The sequence below is a fragment of the Clostridium culturomicium genome, assembly GCF_000821305.1.
In the GTDB taxonomy this organism is placed as follows: domain Bacteria; phylum Bacillota; class Clostridia; order Clostridiales; family Clostridiaceae; genus Clostridium_J; species Clostridium_J culturomicium.
In genome coordinates, this window is record NZ_CCXK01000016.1 from 491437 (window position 1) to 517656 (window position 26220).

Annotated in this window: 20 protein-coding genes; 1 reads left to right on the top strand and 19 read right to left on the bottom strand. The window is 32.3% G+C overall.

The window, feature by feature from the left end; translation table 11 throughout:
• Positions 1–7: 7 nt before the first annotated feature.
• From BN1075_RS11655 to BN1075_RS11700, 10 genes are all read right to left on the bottom strand, one after another.
• Entirely contained in the window at positions 8–1090 is a 1083-nt protein-coding gene (locus tag BN1075_RS11655) for a glycosyltransferase (protein ID WP_040193315.1), read from the bottom strand.
• Between the two features lie 14 nt (positions 1091–1104).
• On the bottom strand, positions 1105–2208 hold the full coding sequence (locus tag BN1075_RS11660; protein WP_052406516.1) for a glycosyltransferase: 1104 nt from the start codon (positions 2206–2208) through the stop codon (positions 1105–1107).
• A gap of 18 nt (positions 2209–2226) precedes the next feature.
• A complete protein-coding gene (locus BN1075_RS11665; protein ID WP_148315496.1) occupies positions 2227–3585 on the bottom strand; it encodes an O-antigen polymerase in 1359 nt (452 codons plus the stop codon).
• Positions 3586–3599: 14 nt separating this feature from the next.
• Positions 3600–4697 carry a leucine-rich repeat domain-containing protein gene (locus BN1075_RS11670; protein WP_040193319.1) on the bottom strand — a complete coding sequence of 366 codons (1098 nt, stop codon included), beginning with the start codon at positions 4695–4697 and terminating at the stop codon, positions 3600–3602.
• Positions 4698–4707: 10 nt separating this feature from the next.
• A complete protein-coding gene (locus BN1075_RS11675) occupies positions 4708–6000 on the bottom strand; it encodes a flippase (protein WP_040193320.1) in 1293 nt (430 codons plus the stop codon).
• A 16-nt stretch (positions 6001–6016) separates the two neighbouring features.
• Positions 6017–7117 (bottom strand): Gfo/Idh/MocA family protein, encoded by a 1101-nt coding sequence (locus tag BN1075_RS11680; RefSeq protein ID WP_040193321.1) that lies wholly within the window; start codon positions 7115–7117, stop codon positions 6017–6019.
• Between the two features lie 95 nt (positions 7118–7212).
• The gene (locus BN1075_RS11685) at positions 7213–8529 is read right to left on the bottom strand and encodes a nucleotide sugar dehydrogenase (RefSeq protein WP_040193322.1); all 1317 of its coding nucleotides are present in this window, start codon (positions 8527–8529) and stop codon (positions 7213–7215) included.
• A gap of 55 nt (positions 8530–8584) precedes the next feature.
• A complete protein-coding gene (locus BN1075_RS11690) occupies positions 8585–9688 on the bottom strand; it encodes a DegT/DnrJ/EryC1/StrS family aminotransferase (RefSeq protein WP_040193323.1) in 1104 nt (367 codons plus the stop codon).
• Positions 9689–9723: 35 nt separating this feature from the next.
• Positions 9724–11568: a polysaccharide biosynthesis protein gene (locus BN1075_RS11695; protein ID WP_040193324.1), complete on the bottom strand. Its 1845-nt coding sequence runs from the start codon at positions 11566–11568 to the stop codon at positions 9724–9726.
• A gap of 297 nt (positions 11569–11865) precedes the next feature.
• Complete coding sequence (locus BN1075_RS11700; RefSeq protein ID WP_040193325.1) at positions 11866–12927, bottom strand: tetratricopeptide repeat protein; 1062 nt, start codon at positions 12925–12927, stop codon at positions 11866–11868.
• A gap of 431 nt (positions 12928–13358) precedes the next feature.
• Between BN1075_RS11700 and BN1075_RS11705 the strand changes: the two genes are divergently transcribed.
• Complete coding sequence (locus tag BN1075_RS11705; RefSeq protein ID WP_040193327.1) at positions 13359–14849, top strand: aminotransferase class I/II-fold pyridoxal phosphate-dependent enzyme; 1491 nt, start codon at positions 13359–13361, stop codon at positions 14847–14849.
• A gap of 58 nt (positions 14850–14907) precedes the next feature.
• Here BN1075_RS11705 and BN1075_RS11710 read toward each other — a convergent pair whose 3' ends face one another.
• From BN1075_RS11710 to BN1075_RS11745, 9 genes are all read right to left on the bottom strand, one after another.
• On the bottom strand, positions 14908–15753 hold the full coding sequence (locus BN1075_RS11710) for a hypothetical protein (protein ID WP_040193328.1): 846 nt from the start codon (positions 15751–15753) through the stop codon (positions 14908–14910).
• A 176-nt stretch (positions 15754–15929) separates the two neighbouring features.
• Positions 15930–16070 carry a hypothetical protein gene (locus BN1075_RS21585; protein ID WP_156132791.1) on the bottom strand — a complete coding sequence of 47 codons (141 nt, stop codon included), beginning with the start codon at positions 16068–16070 and terminating at the stop codon, positions 15930–15932.
• 134 nt (positions 16071–16204) lie between these two features.
• On the bottom strand, positions 16205–16792 hold the full coding sequence (locus BN1075_RS11715) for an indolepyruvate oxidoreductase subunit beta (protein ID WP_040193329.1): 588 nt from the start codon (positions 16790–16792) through the stop codon (positions 16205–16207).
• Between the two features lies 1 nt (position 16793).
• Positions 16794–18560 (bottom strand): indolepyruvate ferredoxin oxidoreductase subunit alpha, encoded by a 1767-nt coding sequence (gene iorA / locus BN1075_RS11720; protein ID WP_040193330.1) that lies wholly within the window; start codon positions 18558–18560, stop codon positions 16794–16796.
• A 25-nt stretch (positions 18561–18585) separates the two neighbouring features.
• A complete protein-coding gene (gene ptb, locus BN1075_RS11725) occupies positions 18586–19482 on the bottom strand; it encodes a phosphate butyryltransferase (RefSeq protein ID WP_040193331.1) in 897 nt (298 codons plus the stop codon).
• A 241-nt stretch (positions 19483–19723) separates the two neighbouring features.
• A complete protein-coding gene (locus BN1075_RS11730; RefSeq protein WP_040193332.1) occupies positions 19724–20746 on the bottom strand; it encodes an alpha-hydroxy-acid oxidizing protein in 1023 nt (340 codons plus the stop codon).
• A 28-nt stretch (positions 20747–20774) separates the two neighbouring features.
• On the bottom strand, positions 20775–21248 hold the full coding sequence (locus BN1075_RS11735; RefSeq protein ID WP_040193333.1) for a 2-thiouracil desulfurase family protein: 474 nt from the start codon (positions 21246–21248) through the stop codon (positions 20775–20777).
• Between the two features lie 13 nt (positions 21249–21261).
• Positions 21262–23628, bottom strand: coding sequence for an endonuclease MutS2 (locus BN1075_RS11740; protein WP_040193334.1), 2367 nt, complete (start codon positions 23626–23628; stop codon positions 21262–21264).
• A 17-nt stretch (positions 23629–23645) separates the two neighbouring features.
• Complete coding sequence (locus BN1075_RS11745; RefSeq protein WP_040193335.1) at positions 23646–26006, bottom strand: peptidase U32 family protein; 2361 nt, start codon at positions 26004–26006, stop codon at positions 23646–23648.
• Between the last annotated feature and the right edge of the window lie 214 nt (positions 26007–26220).

A 26220-nucleotide genomic window follows, 5' to 3' on the forward strand; every position in this document is an offset into this window, starting at 1 on the left:
TCCTCTCCTATATAATAGTAATTCTTCGATATAATCTATCCACCTTATCAAAATTATCTTTTATATTAAAATTCTCTTCCACAAAAATTCTTCCAAACCTACCCATATCTTCTCTTAATTTTTCATTAGTAATGAGTTCCTGCAATGCTTCCGCTAACTGTTCAACATTTCCCTTTTCTACTTGGATACTGCTTCTTCCTGGACAAGTAGCTTCCTTAAGACCTTCGGCATTAGACACTATTACAGGAATTCCACATGCTTGCGCTTCTACAGCCGCGACTCCAAAACTTTCAAATATTGAAGGAAAAACTGCTATATTAAATCTGTTTAAAGCTTCAACAACCGACCTTTGTGGCATAAACCCTAAAAATTTAACTCTATCTTCAATACCTAAACTCTTAATAAGTTGCTCAAGTTCACCTTGCTGCGAACCACTTCCACCTAACTCTAAATATATATTTTTATATTTCTTCGATAATAACCCAAAAGCTTTTACTAAATCCTCAATTCCATACTGTTTTTCAAAAGCTTTGATAGTTCCAATTATTAACTTATCACTTTCTTTTTTCTTACTATCATCCAGCGGTTTAAACAAATCAATATCTACTCCAAAAGGTGTAATTTCGATATTTTTATCTGTGTATTTTTTAGCTTCATCAGCCATAACTCTGCTTGTAGATAAAATAATATCTGCTCTTTCTAAATTTCTTTCTAGAAACTTTTTAAACAAAATATTCTTTTTAGGAAAATCATATATATCACTTCCCCATAGTGAAATAATATAAGGGTGAACCCCTGTTGACGCACCTAAAAAGCCATAACTTGATGCATAGTGAGCATGAAGTATATCCGGCTTAATTTCATTAACAAGCCTTTTAACTTTCCCTATTAGCGTTATATATTTAAACTTGCCAAAATAGCTGCGTCCTTTAACTTCATCAAGCTTCATATTTAAACTATATACTTTTACCCCTGGAATACTACCCTCATTTAATGAAATAACATGAATTTCATATCCCTTACTCTTAAAATAATTACACCATTTTTTTGTATGTATACTATTAGCATCTGATAAATAACAAATTTTCATAGTTTCTCCTCTTGCTACTTCTTGTTAAGGCACTCTGCCACCATTATAGCTCTCTGCTTCCAGGTGTTCTTCTTATAAGCTTCCTTAACAGCTTGCAGCTTTCTTTCCTTTTCATCCTCTGATATTATTTCAATCCTTTTTAGTAGAGCTTTTATTTCACTTTCATCGTAATTCACAACATATCCAATATTATTTTCTTCAATAAAGTCTCCCCCTGCTGTATCTTTTATCCCTATAATAGGCTTTCCGTAAGCAATATATGAAAACAGCTTCATTGGCATTGCAAATTTTCTATACTCTGAGGTTTCAAAAACTAAGGAAAACAAATCAGCTTCCATTGCTGCTTCATCAAGTTCTTTTCCATTTTTGTGAATTACATGAATTCTATCATTTAGATATTTTTCATACTGCCCTCTATTACTCTTCCATTCATTTTCCCTGCAGCATATATCCATAGTAAATTCTTCATTTTCATATACCGCTTTAACCAAACCTTCGATATTATATAATTTCTTATCTATGCCCCCCACATATAAAATTTTTATGGTTTTATTCTCTTTAGGAGACGAGTTCTTTACAAGTACTTCCTCGCATCCTGAGGGCAGCTGATATGTTGGAATTGAGATATTAAACGGTATGTACTTTTTCATCATCGTTGACGGTAAAAAAAGCACATTTAAATATTTCTTATACATCATCAAATCATAATAATAAAAAGCATATGCAGGTATTCTCTTTTGAAGAGCTACACTTTCCTTATATAAGCTAAATCTCCAATAAATATCTCTATAAAACAACCCTATTGGTATACCTTTCTTCTTACAGTACTTAAAGAAGCCGAAGTCTAAAAATGGAAACTTTGGAATGTGATTTTTCTCAGTTAAAAGTGTTGGTTCTGTAGCACTTTCTGTATAAAGAAAATCATATCTTTCACCCTTTTCTATTTTTCTTTTAACTTCTTCCACCCTTGCCTTTCTCTCCTGTCCATAACCCATTATTACTTCAACTTCATATCCAGCTTCTTTAAAGCCTTCTATAAACTTTACCGGTCTGATATTCGTTGCACTTGGATGGTTTTTATCAATGTTAAATGGGTAATAAACAATGCACTTTTTCATGAGCATCCCTTCCAATCCTTAATCATAAGTTCTACCTTTATATTTTTCATCTTTGAATAAAAATCTACTAAAGCAGGTTATACAAATAAACATAATAACAATCACAATCATATTTGCATTATATAAAAAATCAAAGAATCCGCCTTGTGTTGTATTCGCTAACTCACTAGTAAAAACGCCCAATAACGCAACATTCAAAGCAGTTTTTTTTAGCTTTCTTGTAAACAGCCATAAAATCAAACCAAATAAAAGTGCTACGTAAACAATGCTAATAACTACTCCAATAGAACCATAATTTGCATAAGCCTCACCTATAAATAAGGCATTCATAACTCCTGCAATACCATCATATACACTACGTGATCCATAAAAGGACATGATTATTTTAGCTGACCTGACACTTGTCATAGTTGAACCAACAATTCCCAATATTGAGCCTGCAAAGCTTCTTCCCATTAAATATGGAAAGGACTCTGGGAAAAAATCAAAATGATATATTAAAGTTCCAGCTTGTGTAAATAAAGTTCTTCCTATAGGACCGTTATATAGTGATATCTCCATGTTAGCTCCCATAACTCCATATAATGAAAAAATTAATATGGCAAATGAAGCTATTATTCCATAAAAATAAAGCCTATTTATTCCATTGTTTAAAATTATGAATAAGATAACCAGCGTAAATAAATAAAATATAACTGGTGTTTTAGCAAAATTATAGGTTTTGATAAATATTGACGAGGTGAATAAAACGGCAAATAGTAAAAACCAACTTACTTTTTTTGTAGTACAAGAATAAGTAAATGCTATATATGATAAAACAGGTATCAGCGAAAGTACTAATATATTTTTAATATATTGATTTATGATTGTAACCTGTGCAACCTTTATTCTTTCTGTTTTAAAGTTAAACCCATTTTCAGCAAATAATATTTTAAACAACGGTATATATCCGATTTTTATAAAAAGCAATATCATTAATGATATACAAACTGCTGAAATAGCAACTACAATAAAAAAAACTGCTTTTTCATTGTAAGTTTCTGTATCCTTAGCTAAATACTCATCATATATAGTATTCATATCCACTTTGAGAATTTTATATACAAGCATTATGACTAAGGGGAATAAAATAGCAGTTAACAAAACATAATAATAAGTTCTGTCAATTGAAGCTTCATTAATAACATATTTAAGGGTATAATGACCTCTATCCCCTAAATACATCAGACTTACTCCAATATATGTCTGCAACAAAAATAAGTAATATGTATATGAAATCAAATTCAATTTTCTAACATTTAGTGTGCCTGATGCCTTTTTAAACAAATAAGTACTCACCGTTAATCCCATGGCAACTATTATTATTTTAAGAATCATTATTACTTCATCCTTTACTTTTGGTCATTATATAGTGCATTCACAAAAAACTCTTTTGTTACTATATCAGCATTTTTAAATCTGGTTTTCATTTCTCTTATTGGTTCTCTATCTACATCATCATCTAAATAAACCTCATTAAGATTAGGCAAAGATGCTAAAACCCCTATATCCTTTACTTTAGTAAATCTGATACTTACCTTTTCTAAGGCTGAAATACCTTGAAGAAGGTTTATATCACTTATATCGTTATTAGATATGTTGATGCTTTTCAAACCAGAATTATTCTTTACAAACTCTAAATTATTGATGTTATTATGAGCTAGTTCCAATACTTGCAAATTTTTCAGGTTCTCTAAGGAACTTATAATTCCGATTCCATTGTTGTTAGCTTTTAATTCTATTAAATTTGTCAATCTTTCAATACCTGTTAAATCTACAATACTGTTATTAGAAATATCTAAAGTAACCAAACTGCTTATCTGTATTACATCTTGAACAGTATTAATTCTATTATTATTTATACTTAATAAATTAAGGTTCTTTAAATCTATTAACGGCTTAATATCACTGATATTATTTCTTGTTAAATCTAAAAAAGTGAGGCCTGTAATAGATCTTATAAAAGAAATATTATTAATATTATTTTTCGATAAATCCAAATATGTAAGATTTGTTAGATTTCCAACCACACTGGCATCCACTAAATCACAGTCACTTAAATATAATTCTTTTAAATATCTTAAATTACTTATTACTGTTAGATCTTTTATTTTATTCCCTGAAAGATTCAAGCTAACTAACGAATAAAAATATTGTATTCCATCAATACTTTCAATCCCCTTATTAGCTAAATTAATTGCTGTTATATTTTCCACATCCACATCATAAATTTCTCCCCAGGACTTGTTAATTTTCTTCCTTATGGCTTTTTCAAAATTCTTATCTCTAAATTCTATTACAGAAGCATTATTATATCCTTCACTTCTGCTATTTTGCTGGACTATCCATGTAACACCCCCAAAAACTATAATGACTGATAAAACTAATAAAGAAATTATTATTATATTTCCATACTTTCTATCTTTAAAGTCTTCCCAATATTTTTTCATAAGACCTCCATTATCTTCTCAAAAGTTTCCTTACCGTAGAACAAATAATTTCTCTTTCATTCTTATTAAGTAAAAACAATCCTTCAAAAGTAAATTTTTCTCTTTTTATAAATATAATCACATAGGATATGCCATAAACCGTATAGGATACACTAGAAGCAATAGCTGCACCAACAATCCCTACAATAGGAATTAAAATCCAATTCATTGATATATTTACCATGAATACTAAAAAAGTTATGTACAAATGAACTTTAGGTTCTCCAGAACTTTGAAAGTATGATGATGAAATCTTTCCTATTGATGCAAACAAAATTCCAATAAATAGAACAATTGTTGGCAATACAGCTCCAGAATAAGACTCCCCATAAATATATGGAATTAAGGCTGTGCAGATTATTCCTGCAATCATTAAAATAAAGGTTACATAAAAAGTTACCTTTATAGTTCCACTTGTAAGCCTTTTTCTTTCCTCTGGGCTATCATTGCTCATATTGTATAACCTTCCAAGAATTGCGCCCGCCACACTTCCTGGAATTAAGAAAAGTAATTCAGCTAAAGAAACAGCTACGGTATAAACTCCTAATTGGGCTTCTCCCAGCATAAATTTTATAAAAAATTGATCTATTTTATAATTCATAAATATAAACAAAGTAGCTAAATATATAGTCATTCCAAATTTGAATTCTCTTTTTAACAAATCACTATTTAAAACGTACTTAAAATTCCCCTTCAAATTTCTCCTCATAGAAACTGTATTAAAAATTAAAGGAAAAGCTAAAACCAATAAATATGTATAAACAGTTAAAGTAGAGGTAATCCATAAAATAAATATTATAAATAACTTAATCAGATTTGAAGTTAAGTTAATTCTATTTACTTCAATGATTCTTTCATTAGCAATATAAAATGTAGATAAGAATTCCATAATCATTGTAAAAGTTAAAGTAAAAATACCAAGAAAAATCATAAAATAATCATATTCTTTAAATATTAAACCAAAATGTCTTCCTAACAGAATAATTAAAGAAATAATACTACACATAGTTATTGTGTAAGAAAAATTACTATGAAATACTTCCTCACTATCATATTCAGTTTTTTTACTAAAGTACGGGGTTGCATATGTTATTCCAAAATGACCATACTGCCCTATTGTTGTAAAAAACAATAGGAAGTATGCTGCCACCCCCTTACCTTCAGGTCCCAGTACTCTAGATACTATAATACTAACTACAAAAGCTAATGCTGATGTAATTATTTGTGTAACAAAGTTACTAGCTATATTTTTTTTATATCCCACCCTGTAGGTACCTCTCTTACTTATTCATTAATTTCTTCATTTCCTTAGTTGAAAATTCTCCCATTGGGAATTTCACTGGCATTCCTGTTGCAGAGGACTTATATGCTGCAAGAATAATTTGAAGTGGTTTTATTCCTTCTTCTCCACTTATTAGTGGCTCCCTGTCATTAATTATTGAATCCACTAAATCCTTAAATAACAATGTATGTCCTGAGCCATATACATTAGACGGATTATCATCTTGAGCTGCAAGAACCTCTTCTTCACTTTCTGATGAACCTTCAACTCTCCAGGTTTCAATCTTATTAACTGCTATTCCACCGATGCATATTGCAGCCTTTTCTCCAAAAATACTCAAGGTTTCTTCTAAATTCTTCGGATAAACACATGCACTTCCCTCAACTATTCCCACTGCTCCATTTTTAAACCTTATGATAATTGCTCCAAAGTCTTCCCCTTCAATTTTTCTAAGAAATGTTCCACATTGAGCATATACAGTATCAACCTCTGAATTCATCATCCACTGTAATAAATCAATATTATGAATGCATTGATTCATTAATGTGCCTCCATCTAATTCGTAAGTGCCTCTCCATGGTGCCTGTTCATAATACCCCATATTCCTGTTCCAAAGTATTCTTGCAGTTCCATTCACCATTTTCCCAAAGCTTCCAACTTCTACTTCTTTTCTTAATCTTTGAACAGCCTTGTTAAATCTGTTTTGATGAGCTATACAAAGCTTAACACCATTTTTCTTTGCACTATCAATCATAGCTTCTGCATCACTTATTGATAGCGCCATAGGCTTTTCAACAACTACATTAATTCCTTTATTCATGCAATTTATTGATATTTCTGGATGATATCCACTTTCTGTAGCAATATAAGCGATATCAATCTGCTCCTTCTCAAGCATCTCCATATAATCCCTATATATACTGACACTATGATCTTCATTAATCTTCTCAAGATATTCCTTTTTCTTTGCAATAGCTTTATCCTCAACAGGATCACATACTGCAGCCAGCTTTAAAAATTCCTTATTATTTACAATGGCCTCAATGCCTTTATATGAAATTCTTCCACATCCAATTACTGCTACCTTAAATATTTTCATTGTCCATCCTCCTAATAAGTTTAGATAAGTTTTTAGTTGTAATAATATTTAGATACAGTACATAAGGAACCTCTTATGTACTGTATCTACTCACACTAAAGTTTATTAATCTTTTCCCTATTATTCCTAACATTTTTTGTTGCATTTCTGGTGTCATAAAGTAATTTAGCCTTTTCAACAATAATTTCGTAATCATAACAGCTATGGTCCGTTGTTATGAGCACTATATCCGTATCATCAATCACCTTTTCCCAATCCACAGAAACATACTCCACATTTTTATGCTTAAAACTAGGTATATATGGATCGTTTACAATTATTTCTGCACCATTTTTCTCTAAAAGATCTAACACCTTTAAGGTTGGTGATTCCCTCATATCATCAATATCCTTTTTATATGCTACTCCCAATACAAGTACTTTAGCTCCATTTAATGCTTTTTTATGGCTATTAAGAAGCTTCATAACATTCTCTATAACAAAATTAGGCATAGAATCATTTATAATACCTGAGGTTTCAATTAATGTTGTATGATAATCATATTCTCTTGCCTTCCACTCCAAATAAAATGGATCTAAAGGAATACAATGTCCACCAATTCCTGGTCCTGGATAGAATGGCATAAAGCCATAAGGTTTAGTTTTTGCTGCATCAATAACTTCCCAGACATCAATCCCCATTCTGTTGCATAAAATTGCCATCTCATTTGCTAGGGCAATATTAATATTTCTAAAGGTATTCTCAAGAATTTTCTCCATCTCTGCAACCGCTGGTGAAGAAACTTCCATAATGTCCCCTTCTAAAACACTTCTATAAAGCATTCCTGCAACTTCAGTACATTCCGGAGTACACCCTCCAACTACCTTAGGTGTGTTTTTTGTATTATAAAGCTTGTTGCCTGGATCAACTCTTTCTGGTGAAAAGGCTAAAAAGAAATCTTCACCACATTTTAAGCCGCTTTCTTCTAATATTGTTTTAATTACCTCTTCAGTTGTTCCTGGGTATGTTGTGCTCTCTAAAACAACAAGCATTCCCTTTCTTAAAAAATTAGATACATCTCTTGTAGACTTTATTACATAAGATAAATCTGGTTGTTTATACACATCTAAAGGAGTTGGTACCGCAATACAAACAGTATCTACTTCTCCTATAAAGCTAAAGTCTGTAGTAGCTTTCAATTTTCCTGATTCAACCAGACTTTTTAAATCATCTGTAACTACATCTCCTATATAATTTTCACCTCTATTGACCATTTCAACTTTTTTATCTTGAACATCAAACCCGATTACCTCATAACCAGCTTTAGCTTTTTCTACAGCAAGAGGTAGTCCCACGTATCCTAATCCAACCACTCCCAACTTAGCCGTTTTATTCTTTAACTTTAATATCAATTTTTCTTTTAATTGACCCATCATTTTCCTCCAAACTCCATCTTTATCAAGGCTTTTCTATTTAATTTAGATATTATCATCTATTAAAAAATTCTTTAATTTTATCCACTACATATTCTTGCTTTTCTAATTCTATTTCTGGGTATAATGGAAGCGCAAAAGTTTTTTTACATGCATCTTCCGCAACTGGTAAATCCCCTTCCCTATAACCAAGATATTCATAAACCTGCTGTAAGTGAACTGGTAAAGGATAATATACTCCTGTAAAAATTCCATTTTCCTTTAAAAATGCTATTATTTCATCTCTTCTATAGGATTGCACTACATACATGTGATATATGTGTTTATTCCCACTTAATTCCGTTGGAGTTACAAGTTTAGAACCACTTATCAAATCATTATATATTTTAGCCTTAATATTTCTTGCTTCATTCCACTGATTAATATATTTAAACTTAACATTTAAAATCGCGGCCTGTAGTTCATCCAATCTGCTGTTATGACCAATTGCAACATAGGTATATTTTTCTTTTGCTCCATGGGCTCTTAACAACCTTACTCTTTCCGCTAATTCATCATTATTTGTAACAACCATTCCTCCATCTCCATATCCTCCTAAATTCTTAGTTGGGAAAAAAGAATAAGTTCCTATGTCTCCTATTGACCCTGCACGTCTTCCTTTATACTCTGCACCAATAGCTTGAGCACAATCTTCAATTACAAATAAATTATATTTACGAGCTATATCCATTATCTTATCCATATCACACATTTGACCAAATATATGAACTGGAATAATAGCTTTTGTTCTCTCTGTAATGCATTTTTCTATTTCCTCTGGATTAATGCATAAGGAATCTGGTAAGATATCTGCAAAAACAGGGGTTGCTCCAAGCACAGAAGTGGTTTCTGCAGATGCAAAAAAAGTAAAAGGTGTAGTTATAACCTCATCTCCTGGTTGTATTCCAATAGCTTCTAAAGCAAGTAATAATGCATCCGTTCCATTGGCAACACCAATTCCATGCTTCACACCTGTATACTCAGCTATACTATTTTCTAATTTCTTTACATTTGGTCCTAAAATATATACTGATGAATCCAACACCTGATGTATTGCATTATCTATTTCTTCCTTAATTGTTTTATATTGAGCTTGCAAATCTAATAAATTAATTTTCATTTCCTTCACTCCTATCTATAAGCTGGTATATGAATTTAGTAACATTTATTTCTTACATATGTAGGTACCTTCTCTTGAATCAATTTTATAAGTTCTTCTCTTGACATATTATCAACATTCATAAATTCCTTAATTGCCTCTTCGATAAATTCAATATTGGCATCCTTTGGTTTTTCAACAAAAATTTTATTGTGGTCCGTAGTTGTTAATCCAGCCTCATCAATCAGCAGTTCCTCATATAGTTTTTCACCTGGCCTTAGCCCAATAAATTCAATTTTTATATCTTTATCTGGCTTAAATCCCGATAAAGTAATTAAATCCCTGGCTAATTCAACCATCTTAACAGGCTTCCCCATATCTAGGACAAAAATCTCTCCACCTTCAGCAAATCCTCCTGCTTGAATCACTAACTGTGCAGCTTCTTGAATTGTCATAAAAAATCTAGTTATTTCAGGATGCGTTACAGTGACAGGTCCGCCTTTCTCAATTTGCTTTTTAAATAATGGTATTACTGAACCATTACTCCCCAATACATTTCCAAATCTCACAGCTACATAATCTGTTTCACTAACTTCATTAATCGCTTGAATTATAAGTTCACAAAATCTTTTAGTTGCCCCCATTATGTTTGTAGGATTCACAGCTTTATCCGTACTAATAAGTACGAATTTATCCACCCTGTATTTATTAGCACACATTGCAACATTATATGTCCCTAGAATATTATTCTTTATTGCATCCCCCACATTACTTTCCATTAAAGGAACGTGCTTATGTGCGGCAGCATGAAATACTACATCCGGTCTATGTTCCTTAAAAATTTGATTTATCCTCGCTTTATCTCTCACCGATGCAATTATTACTTGTTTATCTATATGTGGATAATTTCTATTGAATTCCATCTCTAAATCATATGCATTATTTTCATATATATCTAATATTAATATCTTTTTAGGTTCAAACTTTGCAATCTGCCTCGCAATTTCTGAACCAATACTTCCCCCTCCACCAGTTACAAGAATATTTTTACCTTTTATATATTTATCTATATTCTTCGAATCTAACTTAATGGATTCCCTTCCTAATAAATCATTTATATCTATATCTCTCATTTTATTAACTGCAATTTCATCATCCGCAATTTTATAAATGCCAGGCATAGTTTTTATATTTTTTGTTACCTGCTTACATATGTTTAATATTTCACTCTTCGTGACCTTATCTACCGATGGCATTGCAAGCATAATTTCATCTACACGATTAGTTCTACACACTTGAATAATTAAGTCTCTATTACCTAGTATTTTAATTCCATGAATTGTCTTTCCAATTTTCTTTTCATTATCATCTATGAGTCCGACAATTTTATAATTTAAGCCTGCTTTATTTTTTATCTCTTTAATCAAAATTGCAGCAGCGTCTCCAGCTCCAATGATTAAAAGATTCTTTTTCCTTCTTACCGCCTTCTCTCCAATATTACTGCCTTCAATAATTCTGAAAAAAAATCTGACACCGCCTAAGCTGATAACACTAAGCAGCCAAAATATAATATGAACAGTTAATGGAAACCTAAAAAATTGATATTTTAATAAGGTATGGGTAATAACATATCCATACATAATAAATACAATATTGGTAGCAGTCATAGAAAAAATAATTGATAATAACTCTTCAATTGATGCATACTTCCAAATATTGCTGTAAAGCTTAAAAAGCATATTAAAAAATATAGTAAAAATCATTACAGGTATTACCGAAACCTTAAAAAATTCGATATACCCCGGTGGCACCCTGAAATCAAACCTCAATAGCATGGCTATATATAAGCTTATCAATATGAGTATCATATCAATAAATATAATTCTTTTATCTTTTTCCACAACTTCACTTCCTATAATCTAATATAGAGAATATAGTAAGTATCTTTAACATATTCTCAAACTAATCCATTTATTAGTAATTTTTAACCTTTATTTATATATTTATTCAGAACAATAACCACGTGTTCTTTTATTTATATTTCTCCTATGAAGATGTTAGTTTACGCACTTTTATTCCTACTTTTTGCAATGCATTTATTACCTTATACCATTTTTAAGTATTTTATACTAAAAATTAAGTTGTAAATAAAAAAGCAGAGATGCTTAAAATAAACATCTCTGCTAAAATTTAATTTTCTATTTTAATATTCCTTCTAACTCTTTAACTATTTCATCATTCGGATCAAGCTTCTTAGCTATTTCTAAATGTGTTTTTGCTTGCTCTATTTCATTATTATTCATATAGCACATTACTAAATTTGTACAAACCTCTATAGATGAAGTAAGTTCAAATACTCTTCTAAAATACTTAATAGCTTCTCCAAATTCATTTAAACAAGCATAGTTAATACCTAGTTCATTAAATACTTGAACATAATTACTATCTATTGCTAAAGCTTCATTTAAGTAATAAATTGCCTTTTCGTAATTCTGAAGAATTCTATAGCAAATTGATATATAATAGTAAACTTCTGCCTTGTTTCCTAAAACATCTACTAATGGAAGTAATGTTTCTAATGCCTTTTTAGGCTCTTCATAAACTAGTTCCTTTCCGTGGTCGTACTCGTTTATTATACTTAAATTATTTTTAAGTTCCTCAACTTCTTCAGTAACTTTCCCACCTAAAGAAATATATTGATTTATATTAAAGAATGCTTTTTCAATGTCACCTTCTTCATACTTAATTATAGCATCATAATAATATGGAGCTGCATAATCATTGTATTTTTTAGCTAGATCTATAAGCTTTAATTCCTCGTCTTTAAACGCAGAGTGAGTTTTTCTAAGTCCGTCAGCTAATATTAAACCTTTATCTAAATTATCTTTAGAAACTTCTACTTGTAAAAGTCCCTTTAACATAATGAAAGCATCCTCATACTTATCATTCTTTATGTTATCAAATATTCTACCTTTTATATAATTTGTACTGTTTGGAATTGACTTTATAACCTCAATATAAGTTCCATTGTGAGTAAACTTTTCATCTGCTCCTAAAACAAAAAACATACCCTCTACAAACAAATTAACCGGTATATCTTGAAGATTATCGCCAGACTTAGCTTTGTTTACTATTTTTTCAGAACTTACCGGCATATATATATTCTCTTTAAATTTATATTCATTTATTTTGCTATCCTTTTTTATTTCAAGAAATAGCATTTTCTCTAATTTTTCTAAAAAATAATTTCCATTACTCATCATAACACCTTCTAACCTATTAATTTTATTTCTTTATTTTCTTCTACATCTAAATATATTAACATAAATTCGCAACTTCAACCATGATTGCTTAAAATAAATTAATAATAAATAATCTTTAAGGTTCAAAGCTATAATATATAATAAATATAGCTATTTTACTCTCTAATATTGATTAATTCAGGAATTAAATGAAATTTTTATTGCATTGGTATGTATATTATTCTATAATAAATTTGTTTTATAATTTTAAACTATTTAGAAATGTATTTTAAGTATAATTATATGAATAATTATTATGAGTAAGCTTCTACTTATTTCACTGATTTGAGTAGATCCGAGTACCTAAATCTTAGATTTAGACTCTCCCTTAAGTTTGTGTTAATAAGAACACTTACTTAATATTATTTAAATAGAAAGAGGGTATAGAATTGTATAAATTAAATCAAAATGAAACTCCATTATTTGACGCTCTAATGGAATATGTTAATAGAGACACCCTTCCTTTCCACGTACCTGGTCACAAAAAAGGTGTAGGTGCAGACGAAGAATTTAAAAATTTCATGGGTGAAAATCCATTTAAAATTGATGTAACAGTATTTAAACTTGTAGACAGCTATCATCACCCAACTGGACCAATAAAAAAAGCTCAAGAATTAGCTGCTGATGCTTACGGATCTGATGCATGCTTCTTCTCTGTTCACGGTACTTCCGGTGCTATACAAGCCATGATTCTTTCTGTAGTTGGTGCTGGTGACAAAATAATAGTTCCAAGAAATGTACATAAATCTATTACTGGTGGAATTATTTTAGCAGGTGCAATTCCTGTATATATGCAGCCTGAGCTTGATAAAAAATTAGGAATTGCTAACGGTGTAGCTCCTGAAACAGTAAGAGAAACTTTAGAAGCTAATCCGGATGCTAAAGCCGTTCTTATAATAAATCCAACTTATTATGGTGTATCTACTGATATTAAGCAAATTGCTGACATCGTTCACGAGTATGATATACCTTTAATAGTTGACGAAGCACATGGACCTCACCTAAATTTCAATAAAAAGCTACCTATGTCAGCAATGGAAGCAGGTGCAGATATCTGTGCACAAAGCACTCACAAGATTATTGGTGCAATGACTCAAGGTTCATTACTTCAAGTTAATGCAAAAAGAATTAATGTTAACAGAGTTAAGCAAGTTATAAACCTAATGCACACAACTTCTCCTTCATATATATTAATGGCATCTCTTGATACTGCAAGACGCCAGATTGCTTTACATGGTGAAGAATTATTAGAAAAAACTATTGAGCTTTCTAACTATGTAAGAAGAGAAGTTAATAAGATTCCTGGTTTCTACTGCTTCGGTGAAGAAATTCTAGGAAAAGCTGGTGCTTATGCCTTTGATCCAACTAAAATAACAATAACTTGTCGTGACCTTGGAATTACAGGTTATGATTTAGATATGATACTTGCAAATAAGTATCACATTCAAATGGAATTATCAGACCTTTACAGCGTTCTTATTGTTGGTTCCTTTGGAGACACACTTGAAGGCATGGAAAGACTTCTAAGTGCCCTTAGAGAAATCAGTGATGACTATTATGGTAAGGGAACGCCTAAGGCAGACTTCTTAGATATTCCGCCAATACCTGAGCAAATCCAGATTCCTAACGAAGCATTCAACAGTGTGAAGACTCCTGTTAGAATTAAAGATAGTGTTGGTATGATAAGCGGAGAATTCCTTATGGCATATCCTCCTGGAATTCCAGTACTTTGCCCTGGTGAAAAAATTACTAAAGAAATTGTCGATTACGTACAAAACCTTAAAGATGCAGGTCTTTACGTTCAAGGAACAGAAGACCCAGAAGTTGAATATATTCTTGTTGTTAAAGAAGAAGACGCAGTATTCATTAATGTAGAATAAATACCATCAAGATAAATGAAACCACAGTAACCCTAAAAATTAAGGCTACTGTGGTCTTTTATTTCTGCTTCTTTCTTATTGCTGAGCATTTGTACTCTGCATTGATTTTACCTGAGTTAACTATGTTCTTTAAATAATCATTATAAGTCATCTTAGCCATACTTCCATAAGCTTTTATAAGATTTTCAAAGTATCCCATCATGTAAGATACCTTCATTAAAGCTTCTGTGTGAGAAGTAATAAATCTTAAATTATACCCTCTTCTCATCTTTTCTGCAGCACCTCTTAGCTTCCCATAGCTAAGAGCAGCCCTTGATATAAGCTGAACTTTTTCATAGTTACAAATCATAACTTCTTTATATGATGCCATACAGTTATCTATTACAGCTTCATCGAAATACTTCTTATTCTGCATCTCTGCTTCAACAACCTTAAGAAAATCTTTAAGCTTTTCATTTGTTTTGCCCCTTAACTCCAGCAGCTTAACTAAAATAGCTTGTACCTTTTCTATTTCACCTTTATCAATATTATACTTTGAGCATCTATTAGAAATTAACTTCAGTCCTTCCTCCATTAATTCTAAATCATCTTTATTCTTTTCAATTTCATCCTCACCTTGAAGTGCTCTTATTATGCTTCCTGGTTCATCATTAAGATAAGCATCCATAAAAAATGTAAGTCTTGCTACTCTCGCTCTTATACTTTCCTTCTCTACTATTTTATTCTCTCCATCTAAGTATAAATATTCCTCACTCTTTCCAATACCTTTCTTTTTAAAGATAACTTCTTTATAAAGCTTTCCACCTAGATCTACAGATTCAGATACTTTTATATCTTCAAACAATTTGCTATATTCTTTTATTACTGCCATTTCTTCAGCTGATGCCATTCTATATACTATCATACTTCATCCTCCTACTTATACTTTGTCTTGTGTTTTATATTAAATTGCGTATTACATTACTTCGATATACTTTACATTATATCAAAAAATCATAAAATTCCTATTAATTATTTGTTTCTATAATAAAAAATATTAGCCCTGCACCTTTTAGGCAGAGCTAATATTTTTAGTGACATCTAAACCGCCTTCATTCTTAATTCTACATTCGGGCAATCTAAATTCATATGAACTCCTTTTCTAATTAAAGACCTATTTTCTTTAATTGAACTTCCTTCTTGATTTTTCTCAAAGGAGTAAGTTCGCATATCCCAAATCATAGATTGGGATGCTCACTTAAGGAAACTCCTTCTCGCTTCGCTCGAAGGAGTAAGTTCCAATTAACCAAATCATAGATTTGGAGTATCACTTATGTCATTTATAAAATAAATGTGAAAATAATATGTCATGATAATTAAACAGTAGTTAATTGATCCATTCCAGCCTTTAAAGCCTTTTCATTTAACTCTATTGCTTTTGGTGGAACTATAGATTTTACTACTTCATTCCATTCTACATCTTCAATATTCAAAGCTTTAATTAAAGCTCCTAAAAGAACAACATTTTGAGCCTTTATATTTCCAAGCTCTTGAGCTATTTCTGTGGCCTTAACTATTACAGTGTTTTCAATTTGTGATTTTAACGCTTCTTCAATTCCTTCTGGATATTTTTCAGCTCCTATTAAAACTGGTACTGGATGAATTTCATAGTCATTAACTATTAAGTATCCACCTTTTTTCAAGTAATTTAATGCCCTTAAAGCTTCACTCTTTTCAAAAGCAACTATGGCATCAGCTTTTCCTATTTCAACAAGTGGTGAATGTACAGTTTCTCCAAATCTAACTTGAGTTGTTACACTTCCACCTCTTTGAGCCATTCCATGAACTTCAGACATCTTAACATCGTAGCCATATCTTAATAAACCTTCAGATAATATCTTTGAAGCAAGGATAGTTCCTTGTCCACCTACACCTATAAATAATATGCTTTTAGTTTCCTTCATATTACTCACCAACCTTTTCTATTGCATTAAATGGACAAACATCCTTACATAAGCCACAGCCATTACACATTGATTCATCAATAGAGACTATTCCATTTTTAAACTGCAATGCTGGACATCCAGTTTTTAAGCAAAGCTTACATTTCTTACAATTGCCATTAACTGCACAACTCATGTTAACTCTTTTCTTTAATACATCTTTGATTAAAGCACATGGCTGCTTTGTAATAATTACAAATGGCTCTGTACTGTTATGAGCATCCTTAACTGCAGCTTCTGTTTCCTTAAGCTTATAAGGGTCTACAACTCTAATATTTTCTTCTTTAATTCCTGTTGCGAGCACTAAAGCTTCAATATCAACTATTGGTGCTGGTCTATTTTGTAGTGTCTTACCAGTACCAGGGTTTTCTTGATGTCCTGTCATTCCTGTTATTCTGTTATCTAATATAACTGTAACAAGTGGAGTGTTATTATACACACTCTCTATTAAACCCGTAACTCCTGAATGGAAGAAGGTTGAATCTCCGATGAAAGCAAACACCTTCTTATTATCTCTTTTATCAATTCTATTAACTCTCTCAATACCAACTCCTGCTGAAATTGAAGCACCCATACAAATTACTGTATCTGTGACATTAAGTGGTGCATTCATCCCTAAAGTGTAGCAACCTATATCTCCAGTTGCAATTACATCCTTGTACTTGGAAACCGCATAGAAAATACCTCTATGTGGACATCCAGGACATAAAACTGGTGGCCTTGATGGAGGGTTTACTTCAGCAACTTTATAATTTACTTCATTTACTTCTCCTAAAATAGCTTTTCTAATAACGTCTGGGTTTAATTCATTACATATTGGAATAATTTCTTTTCCTATACATTGAATTCCCATAGCCTTAATAGCATCTTCTAAAAATGGGTCATTTTCTTCTACAACGTAAAGCTTATCCACCTTAGCTGCAAATTCTCTTATTAACTCATCTGGTAGTGGATATGCAAAACCTATCTTTAAGTAAGAAGCATTGTCTCCTAAAACCTCTCTGCAATATTCATATGAAATACCACTGGTGATAATACCTATTTGGGTATCACCCATTTCTATTCTATTAAGCTTTGAACTATTAGAATATTTTCTTAAAGCTTCTAACCTATCCTCAACCTCATAGTGCTTAGCTCTAGAATGTGCTGGTGTCATTATATATTTCTTTATATCCTTCTCGTAAGGCTTTATAGCTTTTTCAATCTTTTCATTTACCTCAACCACAGTCTTTGAGTGGCATACCCTTGTAGTTGTTCTGAAAAGTACTACTGTATCAAAGCTTTCGCTTATCTCGTAAGCTTCTCTCATATACTCTATACATTCTTGTGAATTTGAAGGTTCTATTAATGCAACCTTAGCATGTGGTGCATAAAATCTGTTATCTTGCTCATTTTGTGAAGAGTGCATTCCTGGGTCATCAGCTGTCACCACAACAAAGCCACCATTTACTCCTTCATAGGCCATTGTAAATAATGGATCCGCTGCTACGTTTAGTCCTACGTGTTTCATAGTTGTTAATGCTCTAGCACCTGCAATAGATGCACCTGAAGCAACTTCAAAAGCAACCTTTTCATTAGGTGCCCACTCAGCATAAACATCATCATATAGTGCAAAATTCTCTAATATTTCTGTACTTGGAGTTCCTGGATAAGCTGATGCCACATGACATCCTGCTTCATAGGCTCCTCTAGCTATAGCTTCATTACCAGTCATAATAACTTTTTTCATAGCTTATACCACCTTCATTAATTTATTAGCACAATATACTTCCTAGGGCTATTGAATATAATTTAGATTTGAAGCTGTCTGCTCTTGAAACAAGGACAATTGGGCATTTTGCTCCAATAATTACGCCTGCACTTTCTGCCTTTGCAAAGTAAGTTAAGGATTTACCCAAAAAGTTTCCTGACTCTATGTTAGGAACCAAAAGAATATCAGCTTCACCAGCTACTTCGCTGACTATGCCCTTATGTTTAGCCGCCTCCTTAGATATGGCATTATCTAAGGCTAATGGGCCATCTATAATACAGCCCTTAATCTGTCCTCTTCTATTCATTGTTGAAAGAGTTGACGCATCGATAGTTGCCTGCATTGATGGATTTACAACCTCCACTGCACAGATAGGTGCAACCTTAGGTGTATCTATTCCTAGCGACTTTGCCACTGAAACAGAATTATTTATGATTCCAATCTTGTCCTTTAATTCGGGATAAGGTACCATTCCACCATCTGTAAGGAATAAAAGCTTATGATATGTTGGTACATCATAAATCATCACATGAGATAGTAAATTATTGGTTCTTAATTCAGCTTCTTTATTTAATACTGCCTTTAATAAAGAAGCAGTTCCTATAAGTCCCTTCATTAAATAATCCGCTTGCCCTGCAGTAACTAGATGTACAGCCCATGCAGCAGCATTATTAATATCCGGTTCATTAATAATTCTAACTTCAGATAAGTTAATACCTTCTTTTTCTGCTATTGATCTAATAGCTTTTTCATCCCCAACTAAGATAGCTTCAACAATATCAAATTCAACTGCTTTAATCACGGATTCTAACACTACGGAATCTTGTGCAACTGCTACTGATATCGTTTTCTTTTTTCCATTTCTTGCAGCTTCTAAAAGTTCCTCAAGATTTTTAATCATACATTCACCCCTTATAACCTTTTTCAAATTCCTCTAACTTATTATAATTTTAATTTCACAAGTAATTTGTCGCAATTTTCAATCAAGTCAACTTTAGTATATATTTCTTGTAAATAATAGTCAATTCACACTGTTGAACTTTAAAGTGTTAAAGTATTTTATATAATAAAAGCAGCTGTAGCTATTTCATATATTTGAAATAACTATAGCTGCTTTTTTAATAATAATTTAATATTTTAACTTACCTTTTATCAAATATAATTCTTCTATCAACACTAGCAATATTATTGCAACCAGTAAGAACCATTGCAGATTTTAATTCACCCTTTAAGCCTTCAACGTAAGTCTTAACACCTTCTCTTTGTCCTCCAAAGGAAGCAGTTACAAAAGGTCTTCCAATTAAAACAGCATCTGCACCTAAGGCTAAGAACTTAAGCACATCAACTCCAGTTCTAACTCCACCATCTGCAAGAATTTTAACTTTTCCTTCTACAGCCTTAGCAATGTCTTCAATAACATCTGCTGTTCCAGGGGTTTCATCTAAAACTCTTCCTCCATGATTTGAAACTACGATTGCATCTACTCCAGCCTCTACAGCAAGCAGAGCTTCATCTACTGTCATTATTCCTTTTAAGATAAATGGAAGGTTAGTACTGTCAACCAGCTCTTTAATTTCAGCAACACTCTTTGGCATTACTGGTTTTCCATGAAGAGCTAAAGTTATAAGACCACAGGCATCAATATCAACACCAACTGCAAAAGCCCCAGCTTCTTCAGCTAATTTAATCTTCTCAATGATATTTTTATTTTCCCAAGGCTTGATAAATACTATACCTTCCCCTTCAAACTCCTTTAAGGCTTTTAAGTTTGATATTAAGAAAGAGTCTACCGCAGTATCTCCTACCATTGGGAATATCCCTGCATCTAAGGAACCGCCTATAACCCAATTAATATAGTCATCCTCAGAATACTTTCCACCCATATTAAGAGTTGTTCCTGAAACAGGAGCAGCAAAAACAGGTATATCCATTTTCTTTCCAAACATCTCAATTGATGTATCAGGATTTTTTGCACTATGGATTACTCTCATATTAAGCTTATACTTTTCTAAGGCAACCACATTCTCTGTAAAAGCATTTCCTGTACCTTTTCCACCCATGCCTGGAACTTCGCCAGCACAAGCAACACCATTACATACCTTACAAACCTTACAGCTGCCATTTAAGTTTACTCTTGCTTCTTTTTTCACATCACTATAATTCATCTTGTCCCCACCAATCATTTAACTTTATTTATATTTGGTTTTCTTCAAAGAATTTATCTAACTCTTCCTCTGAATAAACCTTTATATTATTTCTCATTAAAAGTTCTGCAGTTACTCCATTTCCATCCTTCTTAGCCCCACTAAAGGTACCATCATAGATTCTTCCTTTACCACAGGAAGGACTTCTCGCCTTTAAAATAGCTATATTAATGTCCATTTCCTTAGCAATTTTAAGGGTCTCATAGGCCCCCTTAAGAAATTCTGCAGTAACATCATCATTTCCTTCTGGTCCATCAACAGTACAAGTCCCATCAAGAACTCCAGCTCCATCACCATTAATAATTTCATGAGGAGGTCTTGGAGTAGCTTGGCCACCAAGCTGCTCAGGGCAGACTGGCACAGCCTTACCCTGTCTTAATAATTCCATAACTCTATCATTTAAATTGTTATTTCCATCATATTTGCAGTTAATACCACAAAGACAACCACTTACTAATATCAAACTTTACACCACCTTATTTAAGTACTGCTATTGTAACTCCAGTACCGCCTTCACCATAACTTCCTAATCTGTAACTCTTAACATGGGGATGACTTCTCAATAAATCATTTATAGATTTCTTTAATACACCAGTTCCATTACCATGGATTATTGTTACTTCTCCAAGTCCTCCAAGATAAGCTTCATCTAAATATTTATCTGTTGTATATATAGCTTCTTGAGAATCCATTCCTCTTAAATCTACTGATGAAGAAACAGCTTTCATGTTAAGCTTAGCTTCTCTTCGCTGCATTTTAGCTTTCTTTTTATCTTCTGCAGTTACTTTTCCTTTTCTTAAGTCTTTAAGCTTAACAGAGATTTTCATAATTCCTGCTTGAACTTGAACCTCTCCTTTATTATCTACTTCAGATAAAACTGTAACATTTTGATTTAAAGATGAAAGGAATACTTCCTCTCCAGGTTTTACGCTTGTTAGAGCTTCTCCCTGTGGTTCATCTTTCTTGCTTAATTTATCCTGAATGTTATCTAGAGAATCTTTAATTTTCTTTCTTTCCTTCTCAATTTTAGTTCTAGCCTCTGAAGAGTAGCCTAATCTTTCAAGGTCTCTAATATTTTTAACTATAGAATCTGCTTCTTCCTTGGCAGCTTTGATAACATCCTTAGCTTCCCTTTGAGCATCATACATAGCTTTCTCTCTAACCTTTTCAAGCTTATAAAGCTTTTCTTCATATTTACCTTTTAACTTTTCAGCTTCTTGCTTTAAGCTTTCAGCATATCTTGCATCATTTTCTGCTTTTATGCTCTTAGCCTGTAGGTTTTGAATTAGCTCTTCAAATTTTAAAGATTCAGTAGAAATATTGTCTTTAGCTGCTCCGATAATGTACTCCGGAAGTCCTAGTCTTCTTGAAATTTCAAAGGCATTAGACTTTCCTGGAACTCCTATTAAAAGCTTATAAGTTGGTCTTAAGGTCTCCACATCAAATTCCACAGAACCATTTTCAACCCCCATAGTTTTTAAAGCATATCCCTTTAATTCACTATAGTGAGTTGTTGCCATAATTTTTGTGCCTCTATCTCTTAGATTATCTAAGATACTCATAGCAAGGGCAGCTCCCTCTGTTGGATCTGTTCCTGAACCAAGCTCATCAAATAGTGCTAAAGTATTTTCATCTGCTTCTCCGATTATATTAACTATGTTAGTCATATGAGAAGAGAAGGTTGATAAACTCTGCTCAATACTCTGCTCATCTCCAATGTCCGCAAAAACTTTGTTAAATACACTTACCGTTGAACCATCTCTAGCAGGAATCATAAGTCCGCTCATTGCCATAAGCTCAATTAAACCCACAGTTTTAAGAGTAACGGTTTTACCTCCAGTGTTTGGTCCAGTAATTACTAGAGAAGTGAATTCACGTCCTAGATAGATATTACTTGGAACAACTACCTTTTGATCTATTAACGGATGTCTTGCTTCAATTAAATCAATGATTCCCTTATCATTAACTGCAGGACATACACAGTTTAATTTATTAGCATACTTAGCTTTTGCAAATATAAAATCTAATTCCCAAACTATATCTCCGTTATTTTGAATAACGTCAATGTTTCCTGCTATTCTTAGCGTTAAATCCTTAAGGATTCTATTTATTTCAGCTTTTTCTTTATTTCTAAGTTCTTTTATCTCGTTGTTTAAATCTACTAAGCCCATTGGCTCAATGAATAGTGTTGAACCTGTAGCACTTTGGTCATGTACAAGTCCCTTTACCTGTTCCTTATACTCAATCTTAACTGGAAGTACATATCTGTCTCCTCTAATAGTATAAAGATTTTCCTGCAGGTATTTAGAATAAGTTCTAACCATGCTGGTTACTCTTTCTTTTATTGAGGAGCTCTTATCCTTAAGCTTCTTTCTTATAATGAATAAAGTATCACTGGCATTGTCCGCAATTTCTTCCTCACTTAATATGGCTCTGAAGATATCATCCTCAATATTTTTAAAAGGAACTATTCCAGTAACTATATCCTCCAAAACTCTAAACTTCTCTTCATCATCCTTACAGTGAACATACTCTTTAAAGTTTCTTGAGCTTTTTAACATATTACCTATTCTTAATAGTTCCACTGGCATTAAGGTAGAGTTTTTCTTAGCTCTAAGAAGTGCTTCTCTAACATCATATATGCCTTCAAAAGGAGGTGCTCCCTTTGTTGTAAGTAATATTAAAGCTTCCTTTGTTTCCTCTAAATGTTCTTTAATTTCATATAAGTTTGTGTAAGGCTGAAGGCCATCGATAATGTCCTTAGCAGCCGTAGTTTTTGTGTATTTCTTTAGAATTTCTTTTATTTTGTGGTACTCTAGTACCCTAAAGGTTTTTTCGTTCATTTAATCTCCCCTGCCTTCTATTCTATACCCCTTTTATAATGACCTCTGGTGTAATTTTCTTTTGTCTGAAGTTCTTCACCTTTTAAAATATAGCTTAGAACCTGCATTGTCTCTGCATAATCTTCATCAATGAAGTCTGCTCTGAAATTATTTATGTTATTCTTTTTAAATTCTTTTAAATAAGGTACAAGATTAACAGCTAATGTATTATATATGTGACTTCTGCAGTATCTATCGGTTTTCACCAAGAATTCTTCATTCATTCTATCTTTAAGAACAAACCTATCCTTGTGACAGCCAAAGCTACAACTTGACTCTGCACTCTTAGTTCCAAAAGTGCTTCCTATAACACAATATTCACTTATCATAAGCTCATACTTACCATATACAACAACCTGAGCTTGAGCCTTCAGCTTCTTTGCAACTCCAAACATTTCTCTGCTATTCAGTTCAACACTTAACGCTGACATATCAGTAAATCTACCATAGAATTTATAGCCTTCACTATTAATAATGTTCAGCTTGTAATCTCCAATAATTGAAGTTTTATCCTTAAAGATATTAATAATACCAAGGTTAGCTGTAACTATCCCCTTTATCTTTGGAAGCTGCTTTTGAACTATAGTAACAACTTGCTCAAATTCACTCTTAATTATATTAGGAACAACTAAGTATAAATTATCATAGTTAACTTTATCTAGGTTAATAACAGAACCCTTTTGGAAAATGTCCACAGCTAAAGCTGGTGCTACTTCTGGATTCTCCTTTGCAAAATTAAGAACTGCCTTAAGCTGTTCATCAGATTTAACGCAGATTAAGTATTCATCCTTAAACTTATGCTTAGCAAATACTTCTTTTTCATCTTTATCTGTATTTTTAATTATTCTTCTATCTCTATTATCAAGGTGATGCATTATTTTTTCAATTAAGTCACGTCTTCCACTGTTGATAGAAGATACTCTTAAGAATCCATCCTCGAACTTTTCAAACTCTACACCCTCTAACTTAAATGGTGTATCTCCAAGCTTTCCAAGATTTTTTATCATAGAATCTCTATCCATAGGTTTATTGGATGCAATCTCTACCATATCACCATAAACCTCAAAATGCTGTCCGTCATAATCCGCAGCCAGATACATTTTTTCACCTGGTGTAACTCTCACATGAATTGTAAGTGGAAGCTTAACTCCATAGATATCCTCATAATTCTTTTGAAGCTCACTTAAAAGCTTACTATCTGAAGTAACATACACTGAATCACCTGGCTTATATTTTGATGGAATCAGCTTAACCACATCGCCTTTAAAGGCTTCCTTAACCTTTTCCTTGCCCTTAATAATGTTAGTAACAGTAAAACCACTATTATCTGTTCTAACTCCATCCTGGCATCTTAAGTCCTTTTCAAGTTTTATAGTATAATCTCCAGCTACCTTCCCAAGAAATACCCCTGTATTCTTAGGGCAGTTATAAGCCATCATATCTCTTCCTATGTTGCCTTTAAGATAAGCCTTTGAGAAACCTTCCCTATTAAATAACTGATTTAGCATAGCCTTCTTAGGTGCTATATCAAACTTCTTTTTATTATAAACGCTGTCTATAGCTTCTCTATAACTGGTTACAACTCCACTTACATACTCTGGCTTCTTCATTCTTCCTTCAATCTTTAAGGAGGAAGTTCCACTTTCAATTAAGGCTTTAACTTCTTCAATAGTACAAGTATCCTTAGGACTTAATAAGTAACCCTCTTTGCTTTCTCCAGTGCTTTTCATGATTATGCTGTATGGAAGTCTGCAAGGCTGAGCACAACGTCCTCTATTTCCGCTTCTTCCACCAATAACACTACTCATTAAGCATTGACCAGAGTAACTGATACATAAAGCCCCGTGAACAAAGATTTCTGTTTCAATTCCCAAATCTGTAGAGATATATTTTATCTCTTCAAGACTTAACTCTCTTGAAAGAACTATTCTATGGAAGCCCTGCTTCTTTAAGAAAAGTGCTCCTTCTCCATTATGAATACTCATCTGAGTTGAAGCATGTATCTCAAAATCAGGAATCTCCTCCTTAAGGCGTTTAAATAGCCCAAGGTCTTGAGTTATTAATGCATCCACGCCTATAGTATAAAGGAACCTTCCATAATCTATAGCTTCTTGAAATTCCTCTTCCTTAATTAAAGTGTTAAAGGCAATATAAACCTTAACATTATATAAATGACAATACTTAACTGCCTCAATTAACTGCTCTTCACCGAAATTGCTGGCATAAGCCCTTGCAGAGAACTTAGTTCCACCCATATATATAGCATCTGCTCCGCCTTGAACAGCTGCATAAATGCTTTCCATACTTCCACCTGGTGCAAGTAATTCTATTTTATCCATTGTTATCCTCCTAATATTTCAACGAAAGCAGCCAAATCTGCCTTCTTCCAACTACTTAGTTAATCTCTTTATCCTTTGTTTTATCTCAAAACATTCTCATCGTTTATTATACCACAATTCACCACAATGCAACCCTTTCAAAGGTTACATTCCTGAACTCAATAAAAAAATGTAAGAAAACCTTGGATGGTCTCTTACATTTTTAATTTTGTCA

What these genes read in the sequence shown, in the direction of transcription:
- BN1075_RS11655 (WP_040193315.1), bottom strand. Translation starts at nt 1,090, where the DNA reads ATGAAAATTTGTTATTTATCAGATGCTAATAGTATACATACAAAAAAA.
- BN1075_RS11660 (WP_052406516.1), bottom strand. Translation starts at nt 2,208, where the DNA reads ATGAAAAAGTGCATTGTTTATTACCCATTTAACATTGATAAAAACCAT.
- BN1075_RS11665 (WP_148315496.1), bottom strand. Translation starts at nt 3,585, where the DNA reads ATGATTCTTAAAATAATAATAGTTGCCATGGGATTAACGGTGAGTACT.
- BN1075_RS11670 (WP_040193319.1), bottom strand. Translation starts at nt 4,697, where the DNA reads ATGAAAAAATATTGGGAAGACTTTAAAGATAGAAAGTATGGAAATATA.
- BN1075_RS11680 (WP_040193321.1), bottom strand. Translation starts at nt 7,117, where the DNA reads ATGAAAATATTTAAGGTAGCAGTAATTGGATGTGGAAGAATTTCATAT.
- BN1075_RS11685 (WP_040193322.1), bottom strand. Translation starts at nt 8,529, where the DNA reads ATGGGTCAATTAAAAGAAAAATTGATATTAAAGTTAAAGAATAAAACG.
- BN1075_RS11690 (WP_040193323.1), bottom strand. Translation starts at nt 9,688, where the DNA reads ATGAAAATTAATTTATTAGATTTGCAAGCTCAATATAAAACAATTAAG.
- BN1075_RS11700 (WP_040193325.1), bottom strand. Translation starts at nt 12,927, where the DNA reads ATGAGTAATGGAAATTATTTTTTAGAAAAATTAGAGAAAATGCTATTT.
- BN1075_RS11710 (WP_040193328.1), bottom strand. Translation starts at nt 15,753, where the DNA reads ATGATAGTATATAGAATGGCATCAGCTGAAGAAATGGCAGTAATAAAA.
- BN1075_RS21585 (WP_156132791.1), bottom strand. Translation starts at nt 16,070, where the DNA reads ATGATTTGGGATATGCGAACTTACTCCTTTGAGAAAAATCAAGAAGGA.
- BN1075_RS11715 (WP_040193329.1), bottom strand. Translation starts at nt 16,792, where the DNA reads ATGAAGGAAACTAAAAGCATATTATTTATAGGTGTAGGTGGACAAGGA.
- iorA (WP_040193330.1), bottom strand. Translation starts at nt 18,560, where the DNA reads ATGAAAAAAGTTATTATGACTGGTAATGAAGCTATAGCTAGAGGAGCC.
- ptb (WP_040193331.1), bottom strand. Translation starts at nt 19,482, where the DNA reads ATGATTAAAAATCTTGAGGAACTTTTAGAAGCTGCAAGAAATGGAAAA.
- BN1075_RS11730 (WP_040193332.1), bottom strand. Translation starts at nt 20,746, where the DNA reads ATGAATTATAGTGATGTGAAAAAAGAAGCAAGAGTAAACTTAAATGGC.
- BN1075_RS11740 (WP_040193334.1), bottom strand. Translation starts at nt 23,628, where the DNA reads ATGAACGAAAAAACCTTTAGGGTACTAGAGTACCACAAAATAAAAGAA.
- BN1075_RS11745 (WP_040193335.1), bottom strand. Translation starts at nt 26,006, where the DNA reads ATGGATAAAATAGAATTACTTGCACCAGGTGGAAGTATGGAAAGCATT.